This window comes from Nostoc sp. 'Peltigera membranacea cyanobiont' 210A (assembly GCF_002246015.1).
GTDB lineage: Bacteria > Cyanobacteriota > Cyanobacteriia > Cyanobacteriales > Nostocaceae > Nostoc.
Genome location: NZ_NOLJ01000011.1, coordinates 250,539 through 273,721 on the forward strand (window position 1 = coordinate 250,539; position 23,183 = coordinate 273,721).

Annotated in this window: 21 protein-coding genes; 13 read left to right on the plus strand and 8 right to left on the minus strand. The window is 42.5% G+C overall.

From position 1 onward, the window contains the following. The first annotated feature begins 308 nt into the window (after positions 1 to 308). The 5 genes from CDG76_RS30050 (at position 309) to sds (ending at position 7,767) form a co-directional block, all read left to right on the plus strand. Positions 309 to 2,186: an N-acetylmuramoyl-L-alanine amidase gene (locus tag CDG76_RS30050; protein ID WP_094352491.1), complete on the plus strand. Its 1,878-nt coding sequence runs from the start codon at positions 309 to 311 to the stop codon at positions 2,184 to 2,186. Between the two features lie 352 nt (positions 2,187 to 2,538). Beyond that, entirely contained in the window at positions 2,539 to 2,694 is a 156-nt protein-coding gene (locus CDG76_RS37835) for a hypothetical protein (RefSeq protein WP_190241026.1), read from the plus strand. After that, positions 2,691 to 4,607 carry an N-acetylmuramoyl-L-alanine amidase gene (locus CDG76_RS30055; RefSeq protein WP_094352492.1) on the plus strand — a complete coding sequence of 639 codons (1,917 nt, stop codon included), beginning with the start codon at positions 2,691 to 2,693 and terminating at the stop codon, positions 4,605 to 4,607. Before CDG76_RS37835 ends, CDG76_RS30055 begins: the two co-directional genes overlap by 4 nt. 129 nt (positions 4,608 to 4,736) lie before the next feature. After that, the gene (murI, locus tag CDG76_RS30060) at positions 4,737 to 5,603 is read left to right on the plus strand and encodes a glutamate racemase (protein ID WP_094352493.1); all 867 of its coding nucleotides are present in this window, start codon (positions 4,737 to 4,739) and stop codon (positions 5,601 to 5,603) included. Positions 5,604 to 6,795: 1,192 nt separating this feature from the next. Beyond that, a complete protein-coding gene (sds, locus tag CDG76_RS30065) occupies positions 6,796 to 7,767 on the plus strand; it encodes a solanesyl diphosphate synthase (protein WP_094352494.1) in 972 nt (323 codons plus the stop codon). Positions 7,768 to 8,324: 557 nt separating this feature from the next. Here the strand turns inward: sds and CDG76_RS30070 are convergent. Further along, positions 8,325 to 8,798 (minus strand): hypothetical protein, encoded by a 474-nt coding sequence (locus CDG76_RS30070; RefSeq protein WP_094352495.1) that lies wholly within the window; start codon positions 8,796 to 8,798, stop codon positions 8,325 to 8,327. Between the two features lie 204 nt (positions 8,799 to 9,002). Here CDG76_RS30070 and hetZ point away from each other — a divergent pair, with 204 nt between their 5' ends. The 3 genes from hetZ (at position 9,003) to CDG76_RS30085 (ending at position 13,834) form a co-directional block, all read left to right on the plus strand. After that, a complete protein-coding gene (gene hetZ / locus CDG76_RS30075) occupies positions 9,003 to 10,208 on the plus strand; it encodes a heterocyst differentiation protein HetZ (protein ID WP_094352496.1) in 1,206 nt (401 codons plus the stop codon). Next, positions 10,201 to 11,178, plus strand: coding sequence for a PatU (locus CDG76_RS30080; protein ID WP_094352497.1), 978 nt, complete (start codon positions 10,201 to 10,203; stop codon positions 11,176 to 11,178). Before hetZ ends, CDG76_RS30080 begins: the two co-directional genes overlap by 8 nt. Positions 11,179 to 11,530: 352 nt before the next feature. Continuing rightward, positions 11,531 to 13,834: a transglutaminase TgpA family protein gene (locus CDG76_RS30085; protein ID WP_094352498.1), complete on the plus strand. Its 2,304-nt coding sequence runs from the start codon at positions 11,531 to 11,533 to the stop codon at positions 13,832 to 13,834. Between the two features lie 25 nt (positions 13,835 to 13,859). On the opposite strand, the gene CDG76_RS30090 is transcribed toward CDG76_RS30085, so the two are convergent. Both CDG76_RS30090 and CDG76_RS30095 read right to left on the minus strand, forming a co-directional pair. Beyond that, positions 13,860 to 14,471 carry a LexA family protein gene (locus tag CDG76_RS30090; RefSeq protein WP_094352499.1) on the minus strand — a complete coding sequence of 204 codons (612 nt, stop codon included), beginning with the start codon at positions 14,469 to 14,471 and terminating at the stop codon, positions 13,860 to 13,862. Between the two features lie 60 nt (positions 14,472 to 14,531). Further along, the gene (locus tag CDG76_RS30095) at positions 14,532 to 14,717 is read right to left on the minus strand and encodes a hypothetical protein (RefSeq protein ID WP_094352500.1); all 186 of its coding nucleotides are present in this window, start codon (positions 14,715 to 14,717) and stop codon (positions 14,532 to 14,534) included. A gap of 508 nt (positions 14,718 to 15,225) precedes the next feature. Here CDG76_RS30095 and CDG76_RS30100 point away from each other — a divergent pair. Then, entirely contained in the window at positions 15,226 to 16,560 is a 1,335-nt protein-coding gene (locus CDG76_RS30100; protein WP_094352501.1) for a hypothetical protein, read from the plus strand. A gap of 153 nt (positions 16,561 to 16,713) precedes the next feature. On the opposite strand, the gene CDG76_RS30105 is transcribed toward CDG76_RS30100, so the two are convergent. The 3 genes from CDG76_RS30105 to CDG76_RS30115 all read right to left on the minus strand — a co-directional run bounded on the left by CDG76_RS30105 (position 16,714) and on the right by CDG76_RS30115 (position 19,264). Continuing rightward, positions 16,714 to 17,151, minus strand: coding sequence for a response regulator (locus CDG76_RS30105; protein WP_094352502.1), 438 nt, complete (start codon positions 17,149 to 17,151; stop codon positions 16,714 to 16,716). 171 nt (positions 17,152 to 17,322) lie between these two features. After that, entirely contained in the window at positions 17,323 to 18,711 is a 1,389-nt protein-coding gene (locus CDG76_RS30110) for a DUF3370 domain-containing protein (RefSeq protein WP_094352503.1), read from the minus strand. A 31-nt stretch (positions 18,712 to 18,742) separates the two neighbouring features. Then, on the minus strand, positions 18,743 to 19,264 hold the full coding sequence (locus CDG76_RS30115; protein ID WP_094352504.1) for a pyroglutamyl-peptidase I family protein: 522 nt from the start codon (positions 19,262 to 19,264) through the stop codon (positions 18,743 to 18,745). A 58-nt stretch (positions 19,265 to 19,322) separates the two neighbouring features. Between CDG76_RS30115 and hisH the strand changes: the two genes are divergently transcribed. Both hisH and rsmD read left to right on the plus strand, forming a co-directional pair. Then, on the plus strand, positions 19,323 to 19,958 hold the full coding sequence (gene hisH / locus CDG76_RS30120) for an imidazole glycerol phosphate synthase subunit HisH (RefSeq protein ID WP_094352505.1): 636 nt from the start codon (positions 19,323 to 19,325) through the stop codon (positions 19,956 to 19,958). 85 nt (positions 19,959 to 20,043) lie between these two features. Then, positions 20,044 to 20,589 (plus strand): 16S rRNA (guanine(966)-N(2))-methyltransferase RsmD, encoded by a 546-nt coding sequence (gene rsmD / locus CDG76_RS30125; RefSeq protein ID WP_094352506.1) that lies wholly within the window; start codon positions 20,044 to 20,046, stop codon positions 20,587 to 20,589. Positions 20,590 to 20,697: 108 nt separating this feature from the next. Here rsmD and petG read toward each other — a convergent pair whose 3' ends face one another. Beyond that, complete coding sequence (gene petG / locus CDG76_RS30130) at positions 20,698 to 20,811, minus strand: cytochrome b6-f complex subunit V (protein ID WP_063721252.1); 114 nt, start codon at positions 20,809 to 20,811, stop codon at positions 20,698 to 20,700. A 209-nt stretch (positions 20,812 to 21,020) separates the two neighbouring features. Here petG and CDG76_RS30135 point away from each other — a divergent pair, with 209 nt between their 5' ends. Next, positions 21,021 to 21,395, plus strand: coding sequence for a c-type cytochrome (locus tag CDG76_RS30135; RefSeq protein WP_094352507.1), 375 nt, complete (start codon positions 21,021 to 21,023; stop codon positions 21,393 to 21,395). Positions 21,396 to 22,039: 644 nt separating this feature from the next. After that, positions 22,040 to 22,804 carry a peptidylprolyl isomerase gene (locus tag CDG76_RS30140; RefSeq protein WP_094352508.1) on the plus strand — a complete coding sequence of 255 codons (765 nt, stop codon included), beginning with the start codon at positions 22,040 to 22,042 and terminating at the stop codon, positions 22,802 to 22,804. A 199-nt stretch (positions 22,805 to 23,003) separates the two neighbouring features. Here CDG76_RS30140 and CDG76_RS38735 read toward each other — a convergent pair. Further along, positions 23,004 to 23,183 (minus strand): hypothetical protein (locus CDG76_RS38735; RefSeq protein ID WP_223265451.1); only part of this gene is annotated, 180 nt, incomplete at its 5' end.

The window sequence follows — 23,183 nt, forward strand, 5'->3', positions numbered from 1 at the left end:
AATGGGAATTATTTACTCAGTGCATCGATGGCAACAAAGAACAAACACTTATCAGTAAACAGCTATCAATTATCAGTTTTCTAGCTTTATTGGGAGTCAAAGTTCTCCACCTGTAAAGGTGGAAGGTTTCGCATGGGGATTTAAACTTAATTTGAAACCCGATAAATGATTTAACTGTGTCTAAATATCGGCTTAAAAATCAAACAAGGGATTCAGAGGTCAAGTTTAGGTGGTGATGGTGTGATGATGATTTACCAATGAGTTGAGATATTGACGGCTCCCATGAATGTGAATTAGGAGAAAGGACTGTGAAATTACACTGGTTACTACCCAGCACTATTGGAACTATCTTCATGCTATCGTCGCCAGCAATGGCCGCGAGACTTGAATCTTGGCGCTTTGATGCCAATCAAAACAGGCTGGAAATTAATACTGTGGGAGCAGTTCAACCCCAAGCACAACTAATTTTCAACCCAACTCGGCTGGTAATTGATTTGCCGGGAACTACATTTGGTCGTCCGCAGTTAACCCAACAGGTGGGTGGTGGAATTCGCTCAATCCGTGTTGGACAGTTTGATGTAGATACAACACGCATAGTTGTCGAACTTACTCCTGGTTACAGTTTAGACCCCAAACGAGTGCAATTTGTTGGTACAACTGGCGATCGCTGGACGGTGCAATTACCGAAGCCAGAAGTCGAAAAAGTCGCTTCATCTCCTAGAAGTGCTTACAGTGTAGTTACCCCAGACTCCGAACGTCAATCTAATATTTCAAGGGTTGCCACTACTACACGAGGGGCAACTCAAATTGAAAACTTACAAGTGACAGGTGATGGGTTGTTTATTCGCACCAGTGGTGGTAATCCTCCGACTCAGGTAATTCGCAGCCGCGATCGCGCTACCATCTTCGTAGATATCTCTGGTGCATCTTTATCACCACGTCTGACGCAGCAGAGTAATATACGCGTTAACAAACATGGTATTAGCCGCGTCGAATTCACCTCATTGCAAACCCAACCTCCTGGTGTCCGCCTAACTTTGCGGGTAGATAAAAATAGCCCAGATTGGCGAGCAACTAATAGTAACGATGGTAGTTTGATAGTTCTACCTAGTCGGATTGTCAGATTGCCTGGAAGTAATAATTCGGACAATCAGTCAGAAGCCGTTTCCTTTCCCAATAGACCATCTACCAACAACTCGCCAGCAACAATTGAGTCTGTGCAACTTGCTGATAATGGCAAACAACTGCTAATTAGAGGCAACCAACCTTTATCTGCTACGGGAATCTGGGATAGATCCTTAGGTATTTTCCGCGTCACAATTACCAATGCTAAGTTAGCTCCGAGAGTTATAGGGCCTACTTTTGCTCCCAATAGCCCCATTCTTCGGGTACGTCTGCAACCTCAAGCATCCAATACAGTGGTTGTTTTAGTTCAACCAGCAGGAGGAGTGCAACTTGGGCAACCCCAGCAAATCGGCGACCAGCTTTTGGCTTTACCAATACAAGGTTCTCGGCGAATTGTCTCCCTCCCCGGAAGACCACCCTTTGCTTTACCTGGGTTACCACCACCAAACCGCGGGCCATTCCCTGACCCAAACAATCCAAATCCTCAACCCATAACACAACCACAGCGCCGAGTTACCAATGGGCGAGTTGTAGTTATTATTGACCCCGGACATGGGGGTAAAGATTCAGGAGCAGTGGGGATTGGGGGGGCACGCGAAAAGGATGTTATTTTACCTATTGGTAAGAGACTTGCTGAGATTTTGCAGCGAAACGGCGTACAGGTTATTATGACGCGGGATTCTGACTATTTTGTTACCCTTCCGGGACGCGTGCAATTAGCAGAACGAGCGAATGCTGATGTGTTTGTTAGCATTCACGCTAATTCAGCAGGTGCGAGTCGTCCAGATGTTAATGGCTTAGAAACGTATTATTACGACAGTGGTTTGGGTCTAGCTCGCATAGTCCATAACAGTATTCTCCAAAGCCTGAATATCCGAGACAGGGGAGTGCGGCGAGCCAGATTTTATGTCCTTAGAAAAAGTTCTATGCCCTCCATTCTCGTGGAAACGGGTTATATGACTGGTCGGCAGGATATGTCTAGGCTCAGAACTTCAGCTTACCAAAATCAAATGGCAGAAGCGATCGCTCGTGGCGTTCTTCAGTATCTAAAGAGAAGATAAGTAATTTAGTCTAAATTTCTAAATTGTTGAGTAAGTACATCTAATCTTTACCATTTTTATCCAATTTAGTAGTAAAACAATTTAAGTATTCTTGCGGCGGAATAAGAGTAGCTTCTTTGTTATTGTCATCTGATACTTTGCAAGTCAACAAATTTTGGATTTTAGACTGTCCTGCGGAACGGCGTAGCTTGCTTCCCCGGAGGGTACGGCTACGCTCAGTCGAACAATTTTGGATTTTGGATTTGTATCACCTACAACAGGTGTTAGTGTAGCAAGACCCTAATCTGGCAGAAAACTAAAATCGGGAATCTAAAATCTAAAATTGGCAGTCAAACTTATATAGGCTAATGGCATGGCAAAACCAGAGGAGCGTGCTATATTTTACGCCATTAGCTGTGTCTTAATAACAGCGCCAAACTCAAGTGTGCGCGGTGACGGTGTGAGGATTAGCCAATATGTTGAGATGTTGACGGCTCCCATAAATGTGAATCAGGAGAAAAGACTGTGAAATTACGCTGGTTACTATCCAGTACTATTGGAACCATCTTCATGCTATCGTCGCCGGCAATGGCCGCGAGACTTGAATCTTGGCGTTTTGATGCCAATCAAAACAAGCTGGAAATTAATACTCAAGGGGATGTTCAACCCCAAGCACAATTAATTTTTAACCCGACTCGTCTAGTTATTGATTTACCAGGAACCACATTTGGCCGCCCGCAGCTAACCCAACAAGTGGGCGGTGCAATTCGTTCTATTCGTGTTGGGCAGTTTGACGAACAAACAACGCGTATAGTTGTTGAACTGACTCCTGGTTATAGTTTAGACCCTAAACGAGTGCAATTTGTGGGTACAACTGGCGATCGCTGGATAGTGCAATTACCTACGCCAGAAGCCGACAATGTACCGACAAGAAACACTGAGGGGCAACCAGAACAAGCTATAGCCACTGATACTTCACCCAGAACATCTACACAAACATTCCCCCCAAGGAATATTTACAATGTGGTGACAGCAGGTTCTGTAAATCCACTGAACAAAAGACCACTGAACAACAGAATGGTTGTCGCCAAAGTTACTCAAATTGAGAACTTACAAGTCACTGGTGATGGTTTTTTTGTCCGTACCAATGGTGGTAATCCTCAGATTCAGGTAAATCGTAGCAACGATCAGAAGGCAATTAACATCGACATTGCTGGCGCAACTCTATCACCAAGTTTAGAGCAGCGAGATTTGTCAATTAATCGCTATGGTGTTAGCCGTATCCAGTTCACCCAGCTGCAAACCAGCCCATCTGTTGTTCGCCTGACTTTACAAGTAGATGAAAATAGTCCAAATTGGCGAGCAACCACTAGCAGTGTTGGTGGTTTTGTGGTTCTACCCAGTCGTGGAGTCGCCCAACTGCCTGGAAGTAACAGTCCACGTCCCATAGCACCAAGTAACACACCTGCTAACATTCAGTCTGTGCAACTGGCTAATAATGGTACACAATTGCTGATTCGAGCCGACCAAACTTTATCTGCTACAGGAGGCTGGGATAGAACCTCTGGTCTGTTCCGCATCACTATTAACAATGCTAAGTTAGCTCCTAAAGTCACAGGCCCGACTTTTAATCCTAATAGCCCGATTTTGCGGGTACGCCTGCAACCACAAGAATCCAACACTGTCACCGTCTTGGTTCAACCAGCCGCTGGAGTACAAATTGGGGAACTCAACCAGGTTGGCGACCAGCTTTTAGCTTTAGAATTACGACGCTCTAGTAGCAGCATCACACCGCCCATTGCTTTACCTCCTCTGCCATTACCAGACCAAGGACAATTACCAAATTCCATAGATAATCCCCGTCCAATCTCCCAGCCACGACCACGCCCCTCAGCTCCCAGAGGGAAATTGCTAGTAGTTATTGACCCAGGACATGGTGGAAAAGACTCAGGTGCCCCTGGTTTGGGGGGACTTTTAGAAAAGGATGTAATTCTGCCTATTGGGAAAAGGGTAGGAGCAATTTTAGAGCAAAATGGTGTACAAGCGGTACTAACGCGGGATGCCGACTTTTTCGTAGAACTTCAGGGACGGGTAGATATTGCCAAGCGAGTTAATGCGACTTTGTTTGTCAGCATTCACGCTAATTCCGTGGATAATCGCCCTGATGTCAATGGCTTAGAAGTTTATTATTACGAGAGCGGTTATGGTCTGGCTGAAGTCGTTCGTAAAACCATTCTCCAGGACATCGGCACTATTAAAGACCGGGGAACCCGCAAAGCCAGATTCTATGTTCTTAGGAAAAGCTCCATGCCTTCGATTTTGGTAGAAACAGGTTATATGAGTGGTTATGAGGATAATCCCAGATTGGGAACACGAGAATATCAAAATCGGATGGCAGAAGCGATCGCTCGTGGCATCCTAAAATACTTACAGCAGAGGTAATATAGTACAAATTACTAATTAAAGAGGTGGTATTTAAACTTCTTTGACACACAGAATTTAGTGGTCAATTTGGAGATTGTCTGCTAAATTCTGTATTTTAAATCCCAAAACCTAAATATATATCTGCCTGTGTATTCATCTTCCATTTTTGAAGGGAATCTTGACGATTTTTCCGAGCGAGAACCCCAACGTGCCCCAATTGGCATCTTTGATAGTGGTGTGGGTGGGCTAACAGTACTGCGACAACTATATCGACAACTCCCCAATGAATCAATTGTTTACTTTGGGGATACAGCTAGACTTCCTTACGGAATTCGTTCACAAGCAGAAATTTTACGATTTACACGTGAAATTATTACCTGGCTACAACAGCAGCAGGTAAAAATGGTAATTATGGCTTGCAACACCAGTTCCGCTTTAGCTCTAGAAACCGTGCGTCAAGAATTCAACATACCCATTTTGGGAGTAATCCTACCGGGTGCAAAAGCCGCGGTGCTACAAGGAAAGCGGATTGGTGTAATTGCCACTCCAGCTACAGCTAAAAGTAATGCTTATAAGCACGCTATTCTTGAAATTGCTCCCGATGTCCAAGTCTGGCAAGTTGGATGTCCAGAGTTTGTGCCACTGATTGAGCAAAACCGCATTCACGATCCTTACACTGCGGAAGTCGCACGAGGCTACCTAGAGCCTTTATTAGAGCAGGAAATTGACACCCTAGTTCACGGCTGTACCCATTATCCCCACCTTACACCAGTACTGCGATCGCTCCTCCCCTCTCAAGTCCAGTTGGTCGATCCAGCTGTTCATGTTGTGGCAGCTTGCGCCCAAGAACTAGACTTACTAGGCTTAAGAAATACTCATCTACCATTGCCAACTCGCTTCGCCGTCAGCGGTTGTCCGCAACAGTTTTCCCAGTCAGGAGTTCAGTGGCTAGGCTATACCCCAATGGTTGAAGAGGTTTCCTTCACTGATATAGCTATTTCCCAACTCCAATAAAACTAATTAGTCCCTAGTCCATCGTCCTCAGTCATTTATCGAAACAAATGACGAAGGACGAAGGACAAATGACTATTGACTATTAACTGATATCTCCTGTTTGTGTTTTCCTTCAGTAGATGAAGGGAAACTTGTAGGAACAGTCTTTGTACCGGTTCGCTTCGCCAGTGCTAATAACAGGTAGACTGTAAACAAATATCCAGAGGCTAAAATAAAAATCATCATAGGTATACTTCCGTAAATCATTGTTCTACTAGCACCCTTCTAAACGAATATAAAATTCCATAAAATTAGTAGAACCTCAGCCAAGCAAGTGCATTCTTGATGGCTGTAGTTTCCTATGGTAAAATTACCTATAGAGACAAAATCTTCTACGGACAAAGAATTTATGAGCTAATGCGACTTCTTGCAGACCATAGATCCCACAGCAGTTAGCTTGCCGTTTAGCAATCTAAAACTACGATTCTCAGCGGTCTACCCGATCTGCTTTATTTTTGCTCAAACTGCTGTGAAAAGAGCAATGCTTGCGCTCTACGTGCGCTGAGTACGTGTAGCGAGTTCCCATAGGGATATCACACAGCTCCAAACCAGGAGTTTTGCCTATCGTAGGAAAAATTAAAGAATTTATTCCCTTAATCTAACCGACGAATATTTATTTTAGACTCACAACACCAACTCAGTAAAATCAACTAGTAGCTGACTTAACTTTTGGGTGTGAATATCTTACAAAATTTAAAATTCCTATATTTTAGCGTAACACAACGACCCTGAATTTTGAGCTTATTCGGCTGCTAAATTTCAAATTTTTTGAAGAGCTACACCTCAATCTGGAGAAATTTAGCCTTGCCTCTTAGCGACGAATTTAAAACGCTGGAATTTTGTCAATAAGTAATATTGCTTAAATTATCTTTGTAACTGTGGCAAGAAAGGTGAGATGAGAAACTACTTAACACAATTTAATTTGGAATTTATCCCGTGTACTGAGAATTCATCTTTTAAGTTAGTTTAAAGTTTGAGTAGCCACAAAATAAGCACAATTACTTATTGACAAAAACCTCCGCAACCTTAATTATCACCCATAGACTCATAAAAATGGGATTACCTTATGAAAACTTTGCGCTGGCACAGGGTTATCTTAAAATGAGTATAGGATATGTAAACTTTCGTAACCTAAGTCAGAGTCCGCCCATACATGACCCCAGCCACCTCCCTGTTTACCCCTGTGGAAGCAGACCTGCGACTACTAGCAGATAACCTAAAACAGCTAGTTGGAAATCGCCACCCCATTCTGTTTGCAGCAGCCGAACATTTATTCGGAGCTGGGGGAAAGCGTATCAGACCAGCAATTGTCCTGCTAATATCGCGGGCAACAATGTTAGAACAAGACATTACATCGCGTCATCGCCGCCTTGCTGAGATTACAGAAATGATTCACACAGCAAGCTTGGTACATGACGATGTGGTAGATGAATCAGACGTGCGGCGAGGCGTTCCTACCGTTCATAGTTTGTTCGGGAACCGCATTGCCATCTTAGCAGGAGATTTTCTCTTTGCCCAATCGTCCTGGTATTTAGCAAACTTGGACAATTTGGAGGTAGTGAAACTGCTCTCAGAAGTCATTATGGATCTGGCTACTGGGGAGATTCAGCAGGGACTAAATCGTTTTGATGCTGGTATCTCTATTGAAACTTACATTGAGAAGAGTTACTACAAAACAGCTTCCTTAATCGCCAACAGTTCTAAAGCTGCTGGGTTACTCAGTGAAGTCTCGCGAGAAACTGTTGAGCATCTGTATAGCTACGGTCGTCATTTTGGTATAGCATTTCAAATTGTTGATGACATTTTAGATTTCACCAGTACAACGGATACCTTGGGTAAACCAGCGGGGTCGGATCTTAAAAGTGGTAATCTAACTGCACCCGTTTTATTTGCTTTGGCGGAAAAACCATCTTTAGAAGTGCTGATTGAACGAGAGTTTGCTCAAGAAGGAGATTTAGAGCAAGCACTAGCACTGATTCAAGATAGTCAAGGTATACAGCAGGCGCGAGAGTTAGCTGCTCACCATGCTAAGTTGGCAATTGAACATCTTGCAGTTCTCCCATCCTCAGAATCCCACCAGGCATTGATTAACATCGCTGAGTACACACTGAGTCGCCTCTATTAAATCAGTTATCAGAGTTCTCAGGTAGAAAGTGGGGATTTAGATGTAGGTGTGTTGTGGCTTCCGTAACGTACCGAAAACCTGAAGTGTTGTGTTAACGCTTTAATGCACTAAAGCAGTTTTATGTTTAATTCAATCCACTTATTTAACAGGTAGAAAGTGGGGTTTTCATTTGGAGGTTCTTATTAGAGATTTCCAAAAAATAAATTACTACTACTTCTGGGGTGGATAGTGTTCGACTGAGCGCTTACTCTAAATACTTGCCCGCTTTTGGCTACTGGCCACCTCACAATAAAGAATGGGATTATTTTTTGATGTGAAAGTTCTTAAGTATAAAACTCTGCTTCACTAGGAAACTAAAACTTAAAAACGGAAAAATGTTCACTGATAACTATTTTTTAATCAATTTTAGGTTTCACCGAAAGTTGAGTCACTCGTATGGTGGAACGGAAAGAAAAAATTTCTTTTTTTACTGATTTAGAAAACTTTTTTAAAGAAATTTGAGATTTAAAATTTTGGATGTGGGATTGTATCTAAAAAATCCCACATCCAAATTTTTTCTATGCAATATCAGGGGGGATCTGTTTAGGCGATCGCTGTTGTCGTAACTGTTTCTGTATAAGTTTTTCTAGTTCAGTTCGCCGAACTTCGACGGTATGAGTGGTCTTACCCGGCGTCTCCAAAAAAACGATACTATCTACGGGTTCTAATGCCATCATTTGGAACAAAATATGGGTGACAGGAGTAATTTTAGCTAGCATTTGAGGGTCAAGCCCAGCAGGGGAAATTAGAGAGACATCCTGTATGGTAGGGAAAGCGTAAATCACACGCTTTTCCAATCCTGGATTAGCACGATTGCTCAACGTAGTTAAAACCCAGCTTGCCTCCGAATTTTGGAGAATATAGTACTGGGAGTAACGTAATTTTTGAGCGATCGCTCTAAGGGCAGGAGCAATTGCTGCAACAAGATGTGGTGTCATACCATCGCGGGGTGCATTGTCAATCAGCAATTGAATTTGTGCTTCTAAATCCATAATGACTTGTATACGACTCTTGGGTAACGGCAATAACATCTATCAAGTGTGAACAATCCCATCAGAATTGGGAATAATAAAATCAGCCATATCCTCAATATAGGATTGGCCTGCGTTTAGCTTATACGTAAAACCAAACCAGCCAATACCCACAGTCGTACAGGTTGTATTTAAGTAAGTTAGGGTCTTTTGAAAACCGAGACTATGAATTCAGCCGCAACCGCAACTATTCCATCTGCAACTATTCTGGGAGAAAATTCTACAGGCGTGGAGGCGATCTTTCAACTCCTGTCCAAGGAGTTTCAGCAGTCAACTAAAGCTTCGGAACAGAATTGCCACGATGTAGCAAGACGTATTACCACCGAAGTCTACCGGATTTGTCATGAGAGTAAACGTATCCAAGCTTCTGGATCTGTAGAAAGCTCGGCGATGACCCTGGCTCGGCATCGGCTGCAACAGTGTCTCAGGTACTATCAGTTGGGTTCAAATCGGGGCAGGGTCGAATTACACAGTACTTTGAGTGCAATTATTTATCGATATATTAATCCTCCTCAGAAGCAATTGAGCTATCAAGGGCGGCTGACAATAATTGAAGATTTCCTTCAGAGTTTTTATCTAGAGGCGCTGAACGCTTTCCGGCGAGAAAATCAACTCGGTGCTACTTATCGCCCTCAGACGCTTCTAGAATTGTCCGAGTATATGGCATTTACCGAGCGCTACGGCAAGCGACGCATTCCTTTACCAGGTCGTCAGCAACAGCTAATTATCCTGCGCGCGCAAACTTTTTCCCAACAGCAGCCCCCAGAAACCAGTGTAGATATAGAACAAGCCGCAGAAGGTAGCAATAATGAAGGTGACGGTTCTTGGGAAGAACCAGCAATTCACCAATTGCGCTCCACAATGGCAACACAAGCCGAACCCGAACCCGAAGAAGACACCTTGCGTTCCGTTGTGGTTACGGAATTAATGAATTATCTCGAACAACGGCAACAATCTGACTGCGCTGATTATTTTTCTCTCCGCCTCCAAGATTTATCAGCACAGGAAATTGAATCGGTTTTAGGTTTAACTCCTCGTCAGAGAGATTATTTGCAGCAGCGCTTTAAGTATCATTTGATTCGGTTTGCCCTGTTGCACCGTTGGGAATTAGTTCACGAGTGGCTGGAAGCTTCTCTGCACACAAATTTGGGTTTAACTCCCCAGCAATGGCAAGTATACACAGCACAGCTGGACAATAAGCAACGGTCTTTATTAGAGTTGAAGCAACAAGGACAAGCTGATGAAAAAATAGCAAAAACTTTAGGGCTGTCAATGGCACAACTGCAAAAACGATGGTTTAAAATTCTTGAGCAAGCTTGGGAAATTCGTAACTCATTAGTTTCCGGATCAGGTGCATCTACTCATGAATAGTGACTCAGAATCCTTACAACACCGGTGTCTCGATTGGTTGTTGACAGATGATGTCAAAAATAACGAGCAATCGGTAGAATGTGAGGAAAATGACGGGGTAAAAAATCTTCTCAAGGAAGCCACTGCTTCAAAAAGCAGTGAGCCAAAATTGGGAGGAACGCCCCAGACCTTTCAACTGGGAGAAATTCCTACTGTGCAAGATCGTTTTCAAGCTGTCCTTAAGAATCGGTTACAAATCCAAGCCCAAGAGCACCCACCGTTGTTTCCTTGGGAAACACAATTAATCGACTATCCTGATTTTGTTGATGAGCCGTCAATGACACTCGTTCCTAGCTGGGGATGGATGGTACAACAATCGAAGTTGACCTTGCCGACTCGCTTACCGGAAAGAGTTTTCCAGCAATTGCTAGAACAATGTCAGGCTTTAGTGACATCTTCAGTGCCATTGGGGGCAAAATTAGTTCAAGTGGTGGAGAGCTTTTTTCCCAATGAGTCTCAAGCATTAAATGATATAGCTGGATTGGTGCTAAGAAGCACCTATCGGTCTGCAAGTACTCTGGAGACAATGCCCGCTATTCAGAGCGATTACTCAGATTTACAACCGCGTCAACAGATGGCTTTGTCGTTGCTAGCAGCTAAACAACTGCTGGAAAATCTGACTCTACCAGTTTCAGCAACCAGTCCGGTGGTAGAAAGACAATGGCTAACCAGTGTTGGTGCTTTGAACATCAGAGTAGAATACCAGTCTCTAGGTAAACTTACGAAGTTGCTTGTGCAAGCTGAGTTACCTGTTAAAGGAACTTTGACGCTGCGGGGAAGTGGCACTTTAGCAATGACAACATCTTCGACTTCGGGATACTTAAATGTAGAGTTAGGCTGCGAGCAACTTAACCCAACTTATACCCTGGAAGTTGAATTTCCAGAAATAGACGAACAGTCGTTGTTGTTTGTGATTAATCCCACGATTTAGGTTAAATTGCCACCGCTAGCACACTATGTCAATCAACGCCGATATATATTAAGAGGATTTTCCTGGTTTTGAAGCTTATCCTATTTTTCAATAAACGGTCATTAGGGTGTCTACGAGAAGCAGTTATTACAAAGACACAGGGACACGGGAATATGGGGACATGGGGATATTGAGAAAGTATTTGATTATTTCTCGATTTACTGCGTCACCCATTTCTCGTGTATTTCCATCTCTAGCCCTTAGATATCATTTTTTTAACACAGTGCTAGGGTAGCAAATTACCTCCCCTGCATTGTGTTTGTTGCATCTACATCATTGCTTCTACTAGACTCAAATGTTTAACTTATCCAGGATGAATCGGTTTTGGCGTATCCCTGTAGGTAATTTCTGGCGGCAAAATCCGCAGGGGTCGCCTTTGATTGAAGTGGAAGATTCAATTTTATTGCGGGTGCTGGTGCTAGCGTTGGTTATTTTGGGAATTGTGGCAACGGATATTGCCGCTGAGACTTCATTCAGTTTTTGGGCGTTACCCCTAAGTGTTGTGGGTGCAATTTGGAGTTATTATCGTCGCCGCGATCGCAATATCGCAATTAAATTCTGTATCGCCATTGGAATGTTAGTAGCACTGGGTGCTTTCTTTGGGCGATTAGTAGGAGAGTTGAATGATACGCGGTTGGGTTTGGCAGAGTTATTAATTCAACTCCAGGTGTTGCATAGCTTTGATACACCCCGCCGGAAAAATTTGGGCTATTCGATTGTGATCGGACTGATTTTATTGGGTGTAGCAGCAACCCTAAGTCAGACTTTAGCATTTGCACCTGTGTTGCTGTTATTTTTAGCGATCGCTCTGCCAACTTTAGTACTAGACTACCGCTCACGCTTGGGTTTGCAGCCATTAAAAACTCAAAAGGAAAAATTCAATCAGAAGAATTCCTCAAGTCTTAATTTTAAATTTTTAATTCTAACTTTTTTACTAATTGTCGGTCTGGGGCTGGCAATTTTTGCTGTTTTACCCAGATTTCCGGGCTATCAATTACGGAATTTTCCTGTAAGTTCTGCTATTCAAGTAAAAAGTAATTTCACAGGTCGTAGTATCATTAATCCCGGTTATGTCCGCCAAGGTAAAGGTGATAATCAAGGCAGTGGTAGCGGTGGTACAGGACAAAATAAAACTGGTCAACCAGGTAAAGTAGATAATAATTTTTATTACGGTTTTAATAGCCAAATGAATCAAAACCTGCGGGGCGAGATGAAACCCAAGGTTGTCATGCGGGTGCGATCGCAAGCTGAGGGTTTTTGGCGAGTATTAGGATTTGACCACTATACAGGAAAGGGATGGGAAGTTTCCCGTAATGAAGATGTTACAACTGTTAGGCGATCGCCTTGGTCTTACCAAATTTTTCTTTCCCCATCTGTACTCACTGGTAAAACCCAAGAGGTAGTACAAACTTATACAGTGGTGTCGGATTTGCCTAACCTGATTCCGGCGATGACTTATCCCAAGGAAGTTTACTTTCCAGCACCAGTGATCGCTGTTGATAAAGAAGACGGATTGCGATCGCCTGTAGAATTATCAGAAGGTTTTACCTACACAGTAATTTCCGAAGTGCCATACCGCGATCGCACTTTGTTAGGTGAAGCTTCTACTAAATATCCTCAACAAATTAAAAAGCATTATCTGCAAATTCCTCCCGAAATTGCCGAAAAAGTCCGGCAACGTACCGAAGAAATCCTCGCTAACTACAATCAAGAAAAAGTCGCAAAGTCTGCTAAAAGCCTGGATTCACCCTACGAAAAAGCTCTCTATTTAGCTCAATATTTAAAGCAACGTTACTCTGTTCCTCAAAATCCCTTAGACCTACCTTATTTGAGTGAAAAAGAAGACTTGGTAGAAACTTTTTTGTTTAAGCAAAAGGGAGGCTATCCAGACCACTTTTCAACAGTTCTCACGGTGATGCTACGTTCCATTGGCATTCCAGCGCGGTTGGTAGCAGGGTTTAGTTCAGGAGAATTTAATCCATTTACAGGACTGTACGTTGTCCGTAATACTGACGCTTATGCGATGACAGAAGTGTATTTTCCTAAATATGGTTGGTTTGCCTTTGACCCTATTCCCAATCATCCTCTGATTCCCCCATCTATTGAAGACACTCAGACTTTTAGTGTGTTGCGCCAATTGTGGCATTGGGTTGCTGGCTGGCTACCTTCTCCGGTGACAGGTTTGTTGAATAATGTATTTGAGACAATATTTAAGTGGGTGATTAGAGCGATCGCTTGGTTTTTAGCTTTATTCTCTCAAGGTTGGTTTGGCGTATTAACTGGCTTAATCTTGTCAACTACAGCAGCTTTCTTCGCTTGGCTGGGTTGGGGTCAGTGGCGAGAGTGGCGCAACCGTCGATGGTTAAAGAAATTGCCAGCAATGGAAAGCCTTTATCAACAAATGCTGCAATGGACAACCCAAAAAGGTTTAGGTAAACATCCAGCACAAACGCCTTTAGAGTATGCCAGAGTCTCATACCAGCATCATGCTCTAGCAACTGCTGAGGTAATAGATGAAATTTGTCAAGCTTATGTTGGTTGGCGTTATGGTGATAATCCGCCTAACTTGCAGCGATTGCGCCAAAGATGGCAAGGTTTGAAAAAAGCTGCTAAGTAACTCATCAATGAGTCCTGTACAAAGGTTATCCATTTGGCAAGCTTTTTGATAAATTGCGACGAATAGCACTTTTCACAATTCCTGAAATATAAATTGCTCCTTCAGAGCGTCTGATTGGCTCGTGGTTCTCATTCTCCGATGCTAAAACTACTTCTCCTTTTTCCCTGCTATAACGTTTAACTAAAGTCTCATCATCCACAGAAACTATAACAATCTCTTGCTCCTTAGGCTTTTGATATAGAGGATTAATTAATTCAACAATTAACCAATCACCAGGATATATACCAATACCTATCATTGAGTCTCCCATTACAGGTAAGATGACCGTTTTATTTGATTCATTGATCAGTTCCTCACAGAGATCAATTTCTTCATAATCGATGTTCATTGAATCTCCTCCAACACTGGATGTGCTGTGTGTGCCTGCTGATACTGCATAGTCATACTTCCTGACTTTGCGAAACTCTGCCGAACGTAGAGCATCTATCAATTCTTTTCCTCTTATTCCCTTTTCCCAGAGGTACTCTATTACCACAATCAAGTCATTACTGATTGATGAAGGAACACCAATCTCTGCAAGTGGCTCCCCAAATTTATATTTACGACCTGAACCTTTTCTGGAACCGCCTCTAGACATAAGCAATCATCCTTTGTGCAAGTTTTCGCAATTTCTCATATTTCCCTAGTAAAAACCTTACTAATTGTGTTTGTCTTGCAAAACTTTTGCAGGGTGTTCTTGATTAGCTGAACTGCTAAATTGTAGATGAGCAATACCTAAGGCAAGTATGATATGCAACAATGCAATGAGAGCTTTTTCAGAGAAAATAACACTCAGCCCAGTGTTATAATTTGTTTCCTTACTCTGATTAGGATCGCTTTTCATAATATGCCTGTAATAAAATCTACAAATACAAAAATAGTACAAACGAACTAAGTTTGCATAGTAGGTTTTGAAAAAAGTCTGGAAATCAAACTTCTATATTCCCATTTTTCTTGATATTTATAACTCTCAAAAAACTCCTACCCCAAGAAATTGAATTCATTAGATGAATTCTCTCAAGAGTTTTTTGTATAAGAAACTCTGGACTTTCTGCGCTTTCTCAAGTACAAGCAAGAATCAGAAAAAAAGATGCACTTCCCCTACAGTTCCACTCTCGGATGAGGTCGCTTAATTCCTGACGAGCAATTACATCCAGTCCAATTGTGGGTTCGTCGAGGAATAGTACTTTAGGTGTATGGAGTAAACGGGCTGTGCAAGATGTCGTCTTTAGTATGCCTGCATGATAAAACCTATTTTGCTAAGTGTATATCTTCAAAAATCTAGCAATAGCTAGATGCTGAAATTCTCTCAAAAGCTATAATCTACATCTGTTGCACCGAGAGATTAACTTGTGGATGTCATATTAGAACGATCGCACGAATTAAAACAAGCCTTAGTTGATTTTGTCCTTGATGCTGAAGGCGAACTGGCACAAGCGCTGGAAACCTATGCAGCAGAACAGTTGCGCCGTGGAAGTGGTGATAATACACAGCAGGATTTAACCATCGATAGCTTTTTGACAGCCGGGAAAGTCGGTGATAAGTCTCCATTAGAGTTGTTTATCGAAAGCCATCCAGATTTAGCAGAAAGCGATCGCAGTCTGATAAATAGTTGGCATCATACTTTTATTGGCTTATTTGCCATCACTAATCTTTTACCTGATGGCTTTGAATTGACGAACTGGTTGACAGATAAACGCTACATCGTCAAGCCAAACAATACTCAAACATTACAGGCAATATCTCGGTTGAAAGTCGGAGAAATCTTGCTAACTCGCATTTCTCCCGTTACCGATAGCTACTGGATGTTTTCTGGCCCCTACACAATAATGGGTAAATTAGGTAAACCAAAACTTGCCGTAGCAATTGGTAATTTCAAAGAAAACTATAAAAGTAATCTTTACAGCGATGCTCCAGACTTGCTAGAAGAAGCTTGGCAGTCAGTAGAAAAATATCATCAGCAGTTTGTGGACTTTTTTGGTACTGATGAAATCACACTATCTGGATACCAGCTTAATAAAAAGATAGCGGAATTTCAAGAAGTAATTACTGAGAAAACTTTTGCAGCCGCAGGAATTGATACTTCTAAATCTCTTGCTGAAGTGGCAGAAGCAGCTGGCATTGGCGACGAGGAAATAGAAGCCGCAGCACAAGAATTTGGTGCTGATTCCAACGTAGTCTCTGAAATGTTTAACAGCAAAAGCAGCAAGAGCAAAATGGTGATGCCAAAGGTTGATTTGCCTGCTGAACTCAAGAAAGCAGAACAGGTAACGGCTCTTTCTCATCCCCGTTGGGGACAAATGTTTTTACCAACATATAGTAAGGTACAAGCAATCTTATCGGCAGAGGACTGGCAAAGTGTTCAAGGAGCAGAAAAACTCGTTCACTACTACCTCGAAGATAAAAGTATTAATGCTTTTATTTGGCATCGATTAGCGCAACAGCATCCAACTCAATTAGAAAATGTGTTGCAAACATTTTTGCAACGTCCAGATTTTAGGCTTGAAAGTGACTTGGATACACTTTTGCAAGAATTCCACAAACCTATCGAGCCAGAGTTGCCAGACATTGCCAGTGTACCCATACATTTGCATAACTTATTTCAGGAAGCTTTAGGAGAAGTTAACAAATCTAAGCCCAAGGGTAAGGGACAACAAAAGCCAGCAAAGGGTTTTCAACGAGGTTAGTAAATATATCCAATATATAATCCTACTCACTTAGGGTTATATGGTTTCATTTTTAAAATGGTTTTTAGGAGTGTATAGCTAGCTGTGCGCTCCCACAGAGTATTGTGTGAAATCACGATCAAAAACGAGAGAGATCGAGCTAGCTAGTTATATTTAAAAATCGGTAGATAAAAGGTGAACAATCTCATCTACAATTTCTTCTGGACTCTCAAGCTTGACTAGAAATCGGTTAAAACCAGCATTCAAAGCCTTATACCCTGAGACTTCCCGTGTATAAGAAGTGACAGCGATCGCAGGCAACTGTCTTAAAAATTGGCGAGAATGCACTCGAATTTGCTCAATTAACCAATTTCCATCATGTTCGGGCAACTTCATGTTGCACACCAGAATATCGGGATGAAGCGATTCAACTGAGGCAAGAGCTTCTTCTGCATCGGTTAAAGCCATAACCTCTGCACCAGCTGCTTCCAAAATGAAGATGAGCAAATCTGCAATATCTGGCTCATCCTCTACCAGTAAAATCAAGATTCCAACAAGCGGCTGGAGCGAATTTAATTCAGTTTCTTGATTCATTTTTTGATCGGTTGCCATACCGTCCCTTTATTGCCTGCTATAGTCTGCTATTTCTATTGCAATGTATGGAGCGGAATAAGTATTCACCCTAAATATAGAAACTTGGGGTGAAAAGTTCTAGAATAGGCTTTAATTATTTTTTGGTAACAGGTAATTAGAAAAAAGCCCTTACCCATTACCCGTGAATCATTACCGAGGTTCAGCCTGAGTTGAAACTGTTAATACTTGCGGTGGTGTAGCATCTGGCGGATAGAGAAAGTCTACTTCTACCAAAGAGCGATCGCCTGGTTTCATCTTTAATAAAACTAAGGGTTCTCCTGGTTGACCTCTCTTTTGCACTAAATGCACAAACTGAGTTTGTGGCTGATTTTGGTCATTTTTGTAACGTACCCGCACTGTGCCTCGGAAGAATACTTGAGGAGGGGGTGTACTCAAAAAGCGTAGCCCTGGTTTGACTAACTGATCCTCCTTGAGTGGTGTTTGTATCGACACACTAACAGTTTGAGGACTTTGAGTATTGTTGTATAGCGGCAACTTGAGATTATATTGAATTCCATAATTGCCATGAGCGCGATATGCGGTGTCAGGATAGCGCACTAGCATAGGCGCACTTTGAATTTGACCAGTTCCTAATGTACCGCCATGCAGGGTACTCAGAGCGTAGGAAAACACTTGACCAGGCTGGGGAATAGTTAGATAGCTAGCTTTAGGCTTATCTACTAATAAGGCTGTCCATCGCGAACCACCAACCACTCCCGCAACACGCCCATAAATTCTTGGTTTCCCAGTTTCCTCTAAGGGAGTGGGAGTTTTATCTCGTGGCCCAGCTAGATCACCATTATCTAGTAAATTCTGCCACTCTTCTAAAGTAGGCGATCGCTCACTGCCATCAGGATTCTCCCGTGCAAACATCGCTAGGCTAGCTGCATAGACAGTACCATCACTTTGCAGTCGCATGAACGTAGACCGACCATTTAGGGGTGGTGTCAATCCCTGCACAGGAATTGGTAAATTTAGTAACATCCGACTTTGCTTTGGTGGAATCTCAATTTGTGCAGGGAAAATCTCTTGTCGCACTCCCCGAAGCACATCAGACATGACGCGATCGCCTGGCCCGGCAAAAACTTTACCTAAAAGGTTTTGGCTAAAGGATGGTAACTGAATAAATGGTGCATCCGGTTGACTTAAATAACTCGCCGCCTGCCAAATATTTACTTTCACTGGTTCCGAACTAGGGTTATGCAAAATTATTCCTAGATAGAGCGATGTCTCCGACGGGCTACGCCTACGCAAATTCTCTGGTGGTTCAGCTTTTGCAACGTGATGAGCAAAAATATCAAATCGTCCCCGAAAAGGAAAATTCAGATGCGCTGTTGGCACTTTTTTCCCATCTGGTGGAAAAGTCGAGAGTAAAATTCCTTCTTTCAAAACCAATTCTGGACTATTGCTATTAAAGGTTGGCACTGTATCCAATTGACCTGGTAAAGGACGCACTTCTTGAGGTTGCACGACTTCTTCAGGTGGTAGCGTAGCAGGAGTTGATTGGGCAATTGGGAAAATTAGTAACAATGGCAACATATACTTAGATATTTCTTTCACCATACAGACATTAACAACTTGATGAGAGTGCCAGTTTGTTAATAATTAATACAAAATCGCCAAGAATCCCCATCAAATTTTCTTGATTGAGAAGCGGAACGTGGACAAAAATACAACGTGCTGTGAGTTGACTTTGGCTTAAGTAGTCCAACACTGAATAGTAAAGACCCTCGCAAACAAATTTCCCACAGTCGTGGCTAATCTGAATTTTTGCTGCTCCCACCACTAATTTTTCTAAATCAACTTCTGTCTGTAAAATACTTTCTCCACAGCTAGCAACTGCTTCCACACTTAATTGTGTACGGCTTGCAGCCATGCCACAACAGATGATGTAATCAGGTTGGATTGCCTTGATTTTTTCCATTACCTGAGTACTGGCAAGTTGCACATCTACGGGTAATTGGCGTAAAAAAGTTAAGTCATGTGGTATCAACTCAAGTTTGGTAACTTCAAGTAATAAATCATCAGAAGAATTTGACTGTTGATCTTTTAGCCAAGTGTCAAAAGAAGTTAATAGAATTCTTTTCTTCATAACAAATATTATTTAGAATAGAAAAACCCTCCATAATAAATTTACAAGGAGCAGGTAAATGCCAGTAATTGCGGTCGTAGATTATGAGATGGGAAATTTGCACTCAGTTTGCAAAGGCTTGGAAAAAGCTGGGGCAACTCCTAATGTTACTTATTCTCCAAAGGAATTAGAGCAGGCAGATGCTATAGTCCTACCGGGAGTGGGAGCATTTGATCCAGCAGTGCAACACCTGCGATCGCGTGGTTTAGAACAACCTATTAAAGAAGCGATCGCATCTGGTAAACCTTTTTTGGGAATTTGTTTAGGATTGCAAATTCTCTTTGAATCAAGTGCAGAAGGTACTCAACCAGGGCTAGGAATTATCAAAGGAAAAGTGCGGCGGTTTCGTCCCGAACCTGACATCACTATTCCTCACATGGGCTGGAATCAGCTGGAAGTTACTCAACCAAAAAGTATTTTGTGGGAGCATTTACCGTCCGATCCTTGGGTGTATTTTGTCCATTCCTACTATGTTGACCCAATAGACCCGCTAATCCGTGCAGCAACTATCACTCACGGTACTCAAACCGTCACAGCTGCGATCGCTCATGAAAACCTCATGGCAGTACAATTTCACCCCGAAAAATCCTCTAATATCGGATTGCAAATCCTGTCTAATTTCGTTGCTCAAGTCCGCGAAAAAATTCCTGCCTAATATTCTTTTTGTCATTTGTTCTTTGTCTTTTGTCTAAAACTAATGACCAATGACTAATGACTAAATGACCAATGACTAATAACCAATGAGCCTGAGAATTTACGGTAATCGCCAGCTAAAAACTTTACCAGGGAAAGAAACTAGACCCACTAGTGCGCGAGTAAGAGAGGCAGTCTTTAATATTTGGCAAGGAGAAATTGCAGGTTGTTGCTGGCTAGATTTGTGCGCCGGTACTGGTTCAATGGGCGCAGAGGCTTTGTGTAGAGGAGCCAGCCTAGTAGTGGGAATTGAACAATCGAGCCGAGCCTGTGCCACCATCCAACAAAATTGGCAGCAGTTAACTAATGCCGACCAAGAATTTCGGGTATTGCGAGGAGATATTACCCAGCAGTTAAAGACTTTATCAGGTAAACAGTTTGATAGAATCTACTTCGATCCACCTTATGCCAGTGGATTGTACCAGCCAGTATTAGAAGCGATCGCTCACCATCAACTTTTAGCTCCTAGCGGCGAAATCGCAGTTGAACACGCCTCACAAGGTTGGACACCGCCAGAGATTCCCGCTTGGGAAATTTGCCGCCAGAAAGTTTACGGCAACACATCACTTACTTTCTATAGAATTATGGAATGAAAAGAGTGGGGAGTAGGGCAGAAAATTGCTTCTTTGTCCTCCTTGTCCCCCTTCTCTCATCCCACTCAGGACTCAGCGCTCACAACTGGGCACTCTATCTTTACTCTCTCATCCGCCCAACTGATTGGGGCGCTTGTATTGCTTATATGCAGCGTAAAAAAGTCCAGCGAGAGTGACGAAAACTAGACCAAGGACAATACCTGATAGCAGGGGTTCAACCACTGTAAATCTCCTCTTTGTAATTATTAAATATTCGTTGCCTGTTTTTGATTTTACCAAATTTCGTATGAATCCTGCGCCCTACAGCCTTTTGGAGGGCGACTGCCCACAAAAAAATAGTCTTCTGTGCTTGCAGACACAATCAAGAACTTTTAAGCTATGTGTAGGAAATGAAAACTTTTTAGCACACCTAGACTTTCACAGCAAACCTTTTGGATAACCAGATTACCAAACCTGAAATTTTGATTCAGCGGATCGTTTTATTAACGCTGGCTATACTGCTAGGAGTCCCTTTGGGCTTTTTTGGTGTTCAGTTGGTTCAAGCCTCCGATCCATATGTCAAGAGTGTTCTATCCCTAACAGGAAACCCAGTTCAAGGACACGCGATATTTCAAATTAACTGTGCTGGTTGTCATGGCTTGGAAGCAGACGGGCGAGTGGGGCCCAGTTTGCAAGCTGTTTCAAAGCACAAGTCTCGGTATGGGCTGATTCACCAAGTGATTAGTGGCGAAACACCGCCAATGCCAAAATTCCAACCTAGTGCTCAAGAAATGGCGGATCTTTTGAACTATTTAGAGTCGTTATAGACCTAAGAATTTTTGGTTGTAGGATACATACAATACCCTTATGTAAAAAGGCAGAATAGGATGTGTGCCTTGTTACACCTCTGATAAATGTAAAGAGATCCCTAGATACTCGATAGCGATCGCACAGTGTCTCGTAGAGACGCTTTAGCAACGTAGGAGCGTTGCCCTTGGCACATCACGCCTGCTCTACTTGAGAAAATTCCAAACACTTAAGTGCGAGACGCTGCGCGTAGCTTGCTTCCCCGTAAGAGTACGCGTACTAACGTCCTTCACGTCTCCCCTTATCTACCAAACGGTCTTTTGAGGTTGGGAGAAGAATCACGACACTAATACCACTGTGCCTCTATACATAATAATAGAAACCTCAAAATAGCCTAGCTCCGATAAACTTCGTCTTCTAAACTCGTAGTGGCGAGAACTATATTTTGTCTTTATCTTTACATCCACTAGTATTTGCGTAGAATCTTTGATAAAAACTCATATAAACTGTATATTTTTAAGTATGTTAGCAAGTAACTATTTAATTATTGCGAAAGTGAGGTTAGTATACCTAACTCTGTAGAATTAAGGTAAAAGCTCCTAGTAAATGGGCTACGGTATAGCTTCTTTAACAGACTAAATATTCTTGAGATGCCCGAAAGCTAATGACCGAAACGATCCAAATCGGTAATCGTACAATCACAGCTAGTGAACTGATTTCCTTACTGGCAAGTTACCAAATGCTGCCACAGTTGCAGCGAGAATTGATCATTGATGAGGCAATAGAGCAAAACTTGCGCTCCGCCAAGATTGCAATAGACTGTACACCAGAGGAAGTAGCCCAAGCTAAACAGCAGTTTTACGCCGAAAAACAGTTCAAAAATGAAGAAGATATCCAGGCTTGGATGGCACATCAAGGGCTGAATCCAGATCAACTAGAAGTTATCACCACTCGTAAGCTGAAAATTGAAAAATTCAAGCAAGCCACTTGGGGTAATAAACTGGAATCTTACTTTTTTCAGTCCAAGGCAAAACTGGACAAAGTAATTTATTCCCTACTACGAACCCAGGATGTGGGAATTGCCCAAGAACTATACTTCAGGATTCAGGCAAAAGAAAACTCTTTTGCTGATTTAGCACGGGAATACTCACTCGGACCGGAAGCCCAAACTGGTGGCTTGGTAGGCCCGATTGAATTGAATGCACTACATCCGATAATGGTGCAAATGCTCTCTAGCACTCAACCAAGTCAGATATTGCCCCCTACCCGTATCGCTGAATGGTTTGTAATTTTGCGTTTAGAAAAATTTATTCCAGCACAACTGGATGAATTTATGAAAGTGCGCTTGCTGAATGAACTTTTTGAAACTTGGCTACAAGAACAGCAAAAGCAAATCATGTCTCCACTACAAGCGGAGGGGGATACGTGACAATACTATCTTTGGCAACTTCGTATTATTAATCCCTCTTCTGTCACTTTCCGCGAGGGCGATCGCTAGAAGCCTCATGAGGCAACCAATACAAGCTACACTATTACAAAAAAATCCGTCTTGTATTTGTTATTAGAAAATAATCGCGCGTAGGCGTAGCCCGTCGTAGACATCGCCTGCTATACAAAAGCTCTAGAATTCAGAAATGGCAAAAGTTTTCGGAGAGTGAGAGAAGAGGGAATACATTACCCAACAACCATAACAAAAAGCCCCAGGCTGTGGAGCGTGGGGCTTTTGGTATTGTATGAATTAAAAAACCTGGCATCGAGCTATTTTTGCGTAGGGCTACCCCTAAACTATCGTTGCCGCAGCAGCGTTT

What these genes read in the sequence shown, in the direction of transcription:
- CDG76_RS37835 (WP_190241026.1), top strand. Translation starts at nt 2,539, where the DNA reads ATGGCAAAACCAGAGGAGCGTGCTATATTTTACGCCATTAGCTGTGTC.
- sds (WP_094352494.1), top strand. Translation starts at nt 6,796, where the DNA reads ATGACCCCAGCCACCTCCCTGTTTACCCCTGTGGAAGCAGACCTGCGA.
- CDG76_RS30070 (WP_094352495.1), bottom strand. Translation starts at nt 8,798, where the DNA reads ATGGATTTAGAAGCACAAATTCAATTGCTGATTGACAATGCACCCCGC.
- hetZ (WP_094352496.1), top strand. Translation starts at nt 9,003, where the DNA reads ATGAATTCAGCCGCAACCGCAACTATTCCATCTGCAACTATTCTGGGA.
- CDG76_RS30080 (WP_094352497.1), top strand. Translation starts at nt 10,201, where the DNA reads ATGAATAGTGACTCAGAATCCTTACAACACCGGTGTCTCGATTGGTTG.
- CDG76_RS30085 (WP_094352498.1), top strand. Translation starts at nt 11,531, where the DNA reads ATGAATCGGTTTTGGCGTATCCCTGTAGGTAATTTCTGGCGGCAAAAT.
- CDG76_RS30090 (WP_094352499.1), bottom strand. Translation starts at nt 14,471, where the DNA reads ATGTCTAGAGGCGGTTCCAGAAAAGGTTCAGGTCGTAAATATAAATTT.
- CDG76_RS30095 (WP_094352500.1), bottom strand. Translation starts at nt 14,717, where the DNA reads ATGAAAAGCGATCCTAATCAGAGTAAGGAAACAAATTATAACACTGGG.
- CDG76_RS30105 (WP_094352502.1), bottom strand. Translation starts at nt 17,151, where the DNA reads ATGGCAACCGATCAAAAAATGAATCAAGAAACTGAATTAAATTCGCTC.
- CDG76_RS30110 (WP_094352503.1), bottom strand. Translation starts at nt 18,711, where the DNA reads ATGTTGCCATTGTTACTAATTTTCCCAATTGCCCAATCAACTCCTGCT.
- CDG76_RS30115 (WP_094352504.1), bottom strand. Translation starts at nt 19,264, where the DNA reads ATGAAGAAAAGAATTCTATTAACTTCTTTTGACACTTGGCTAAAAGAT.
- hisH (WP_094352505.1), top strand. Translation starts at nt 19,323, where the DNA reads ATGCCAGTAATTGCGGTCGTAGATTATGAGATGGGAAATTTGCACTCA.
- rsmD (WP_094352506.1), top strand. Translation starts at nt 20,044, where the DNA reads ATGAGCCTGAGAATTTACGGTAATCGCCAGCTAAAAACTTTACCAGGG.
- CDG76_RS30140 (WP_094352508.1), top strand. Translation starts at nt 22,040, where the DNA reads ATGACCGAAACGATCCAAATCGGTAATCGTACAATCACAGCTAGTGAA.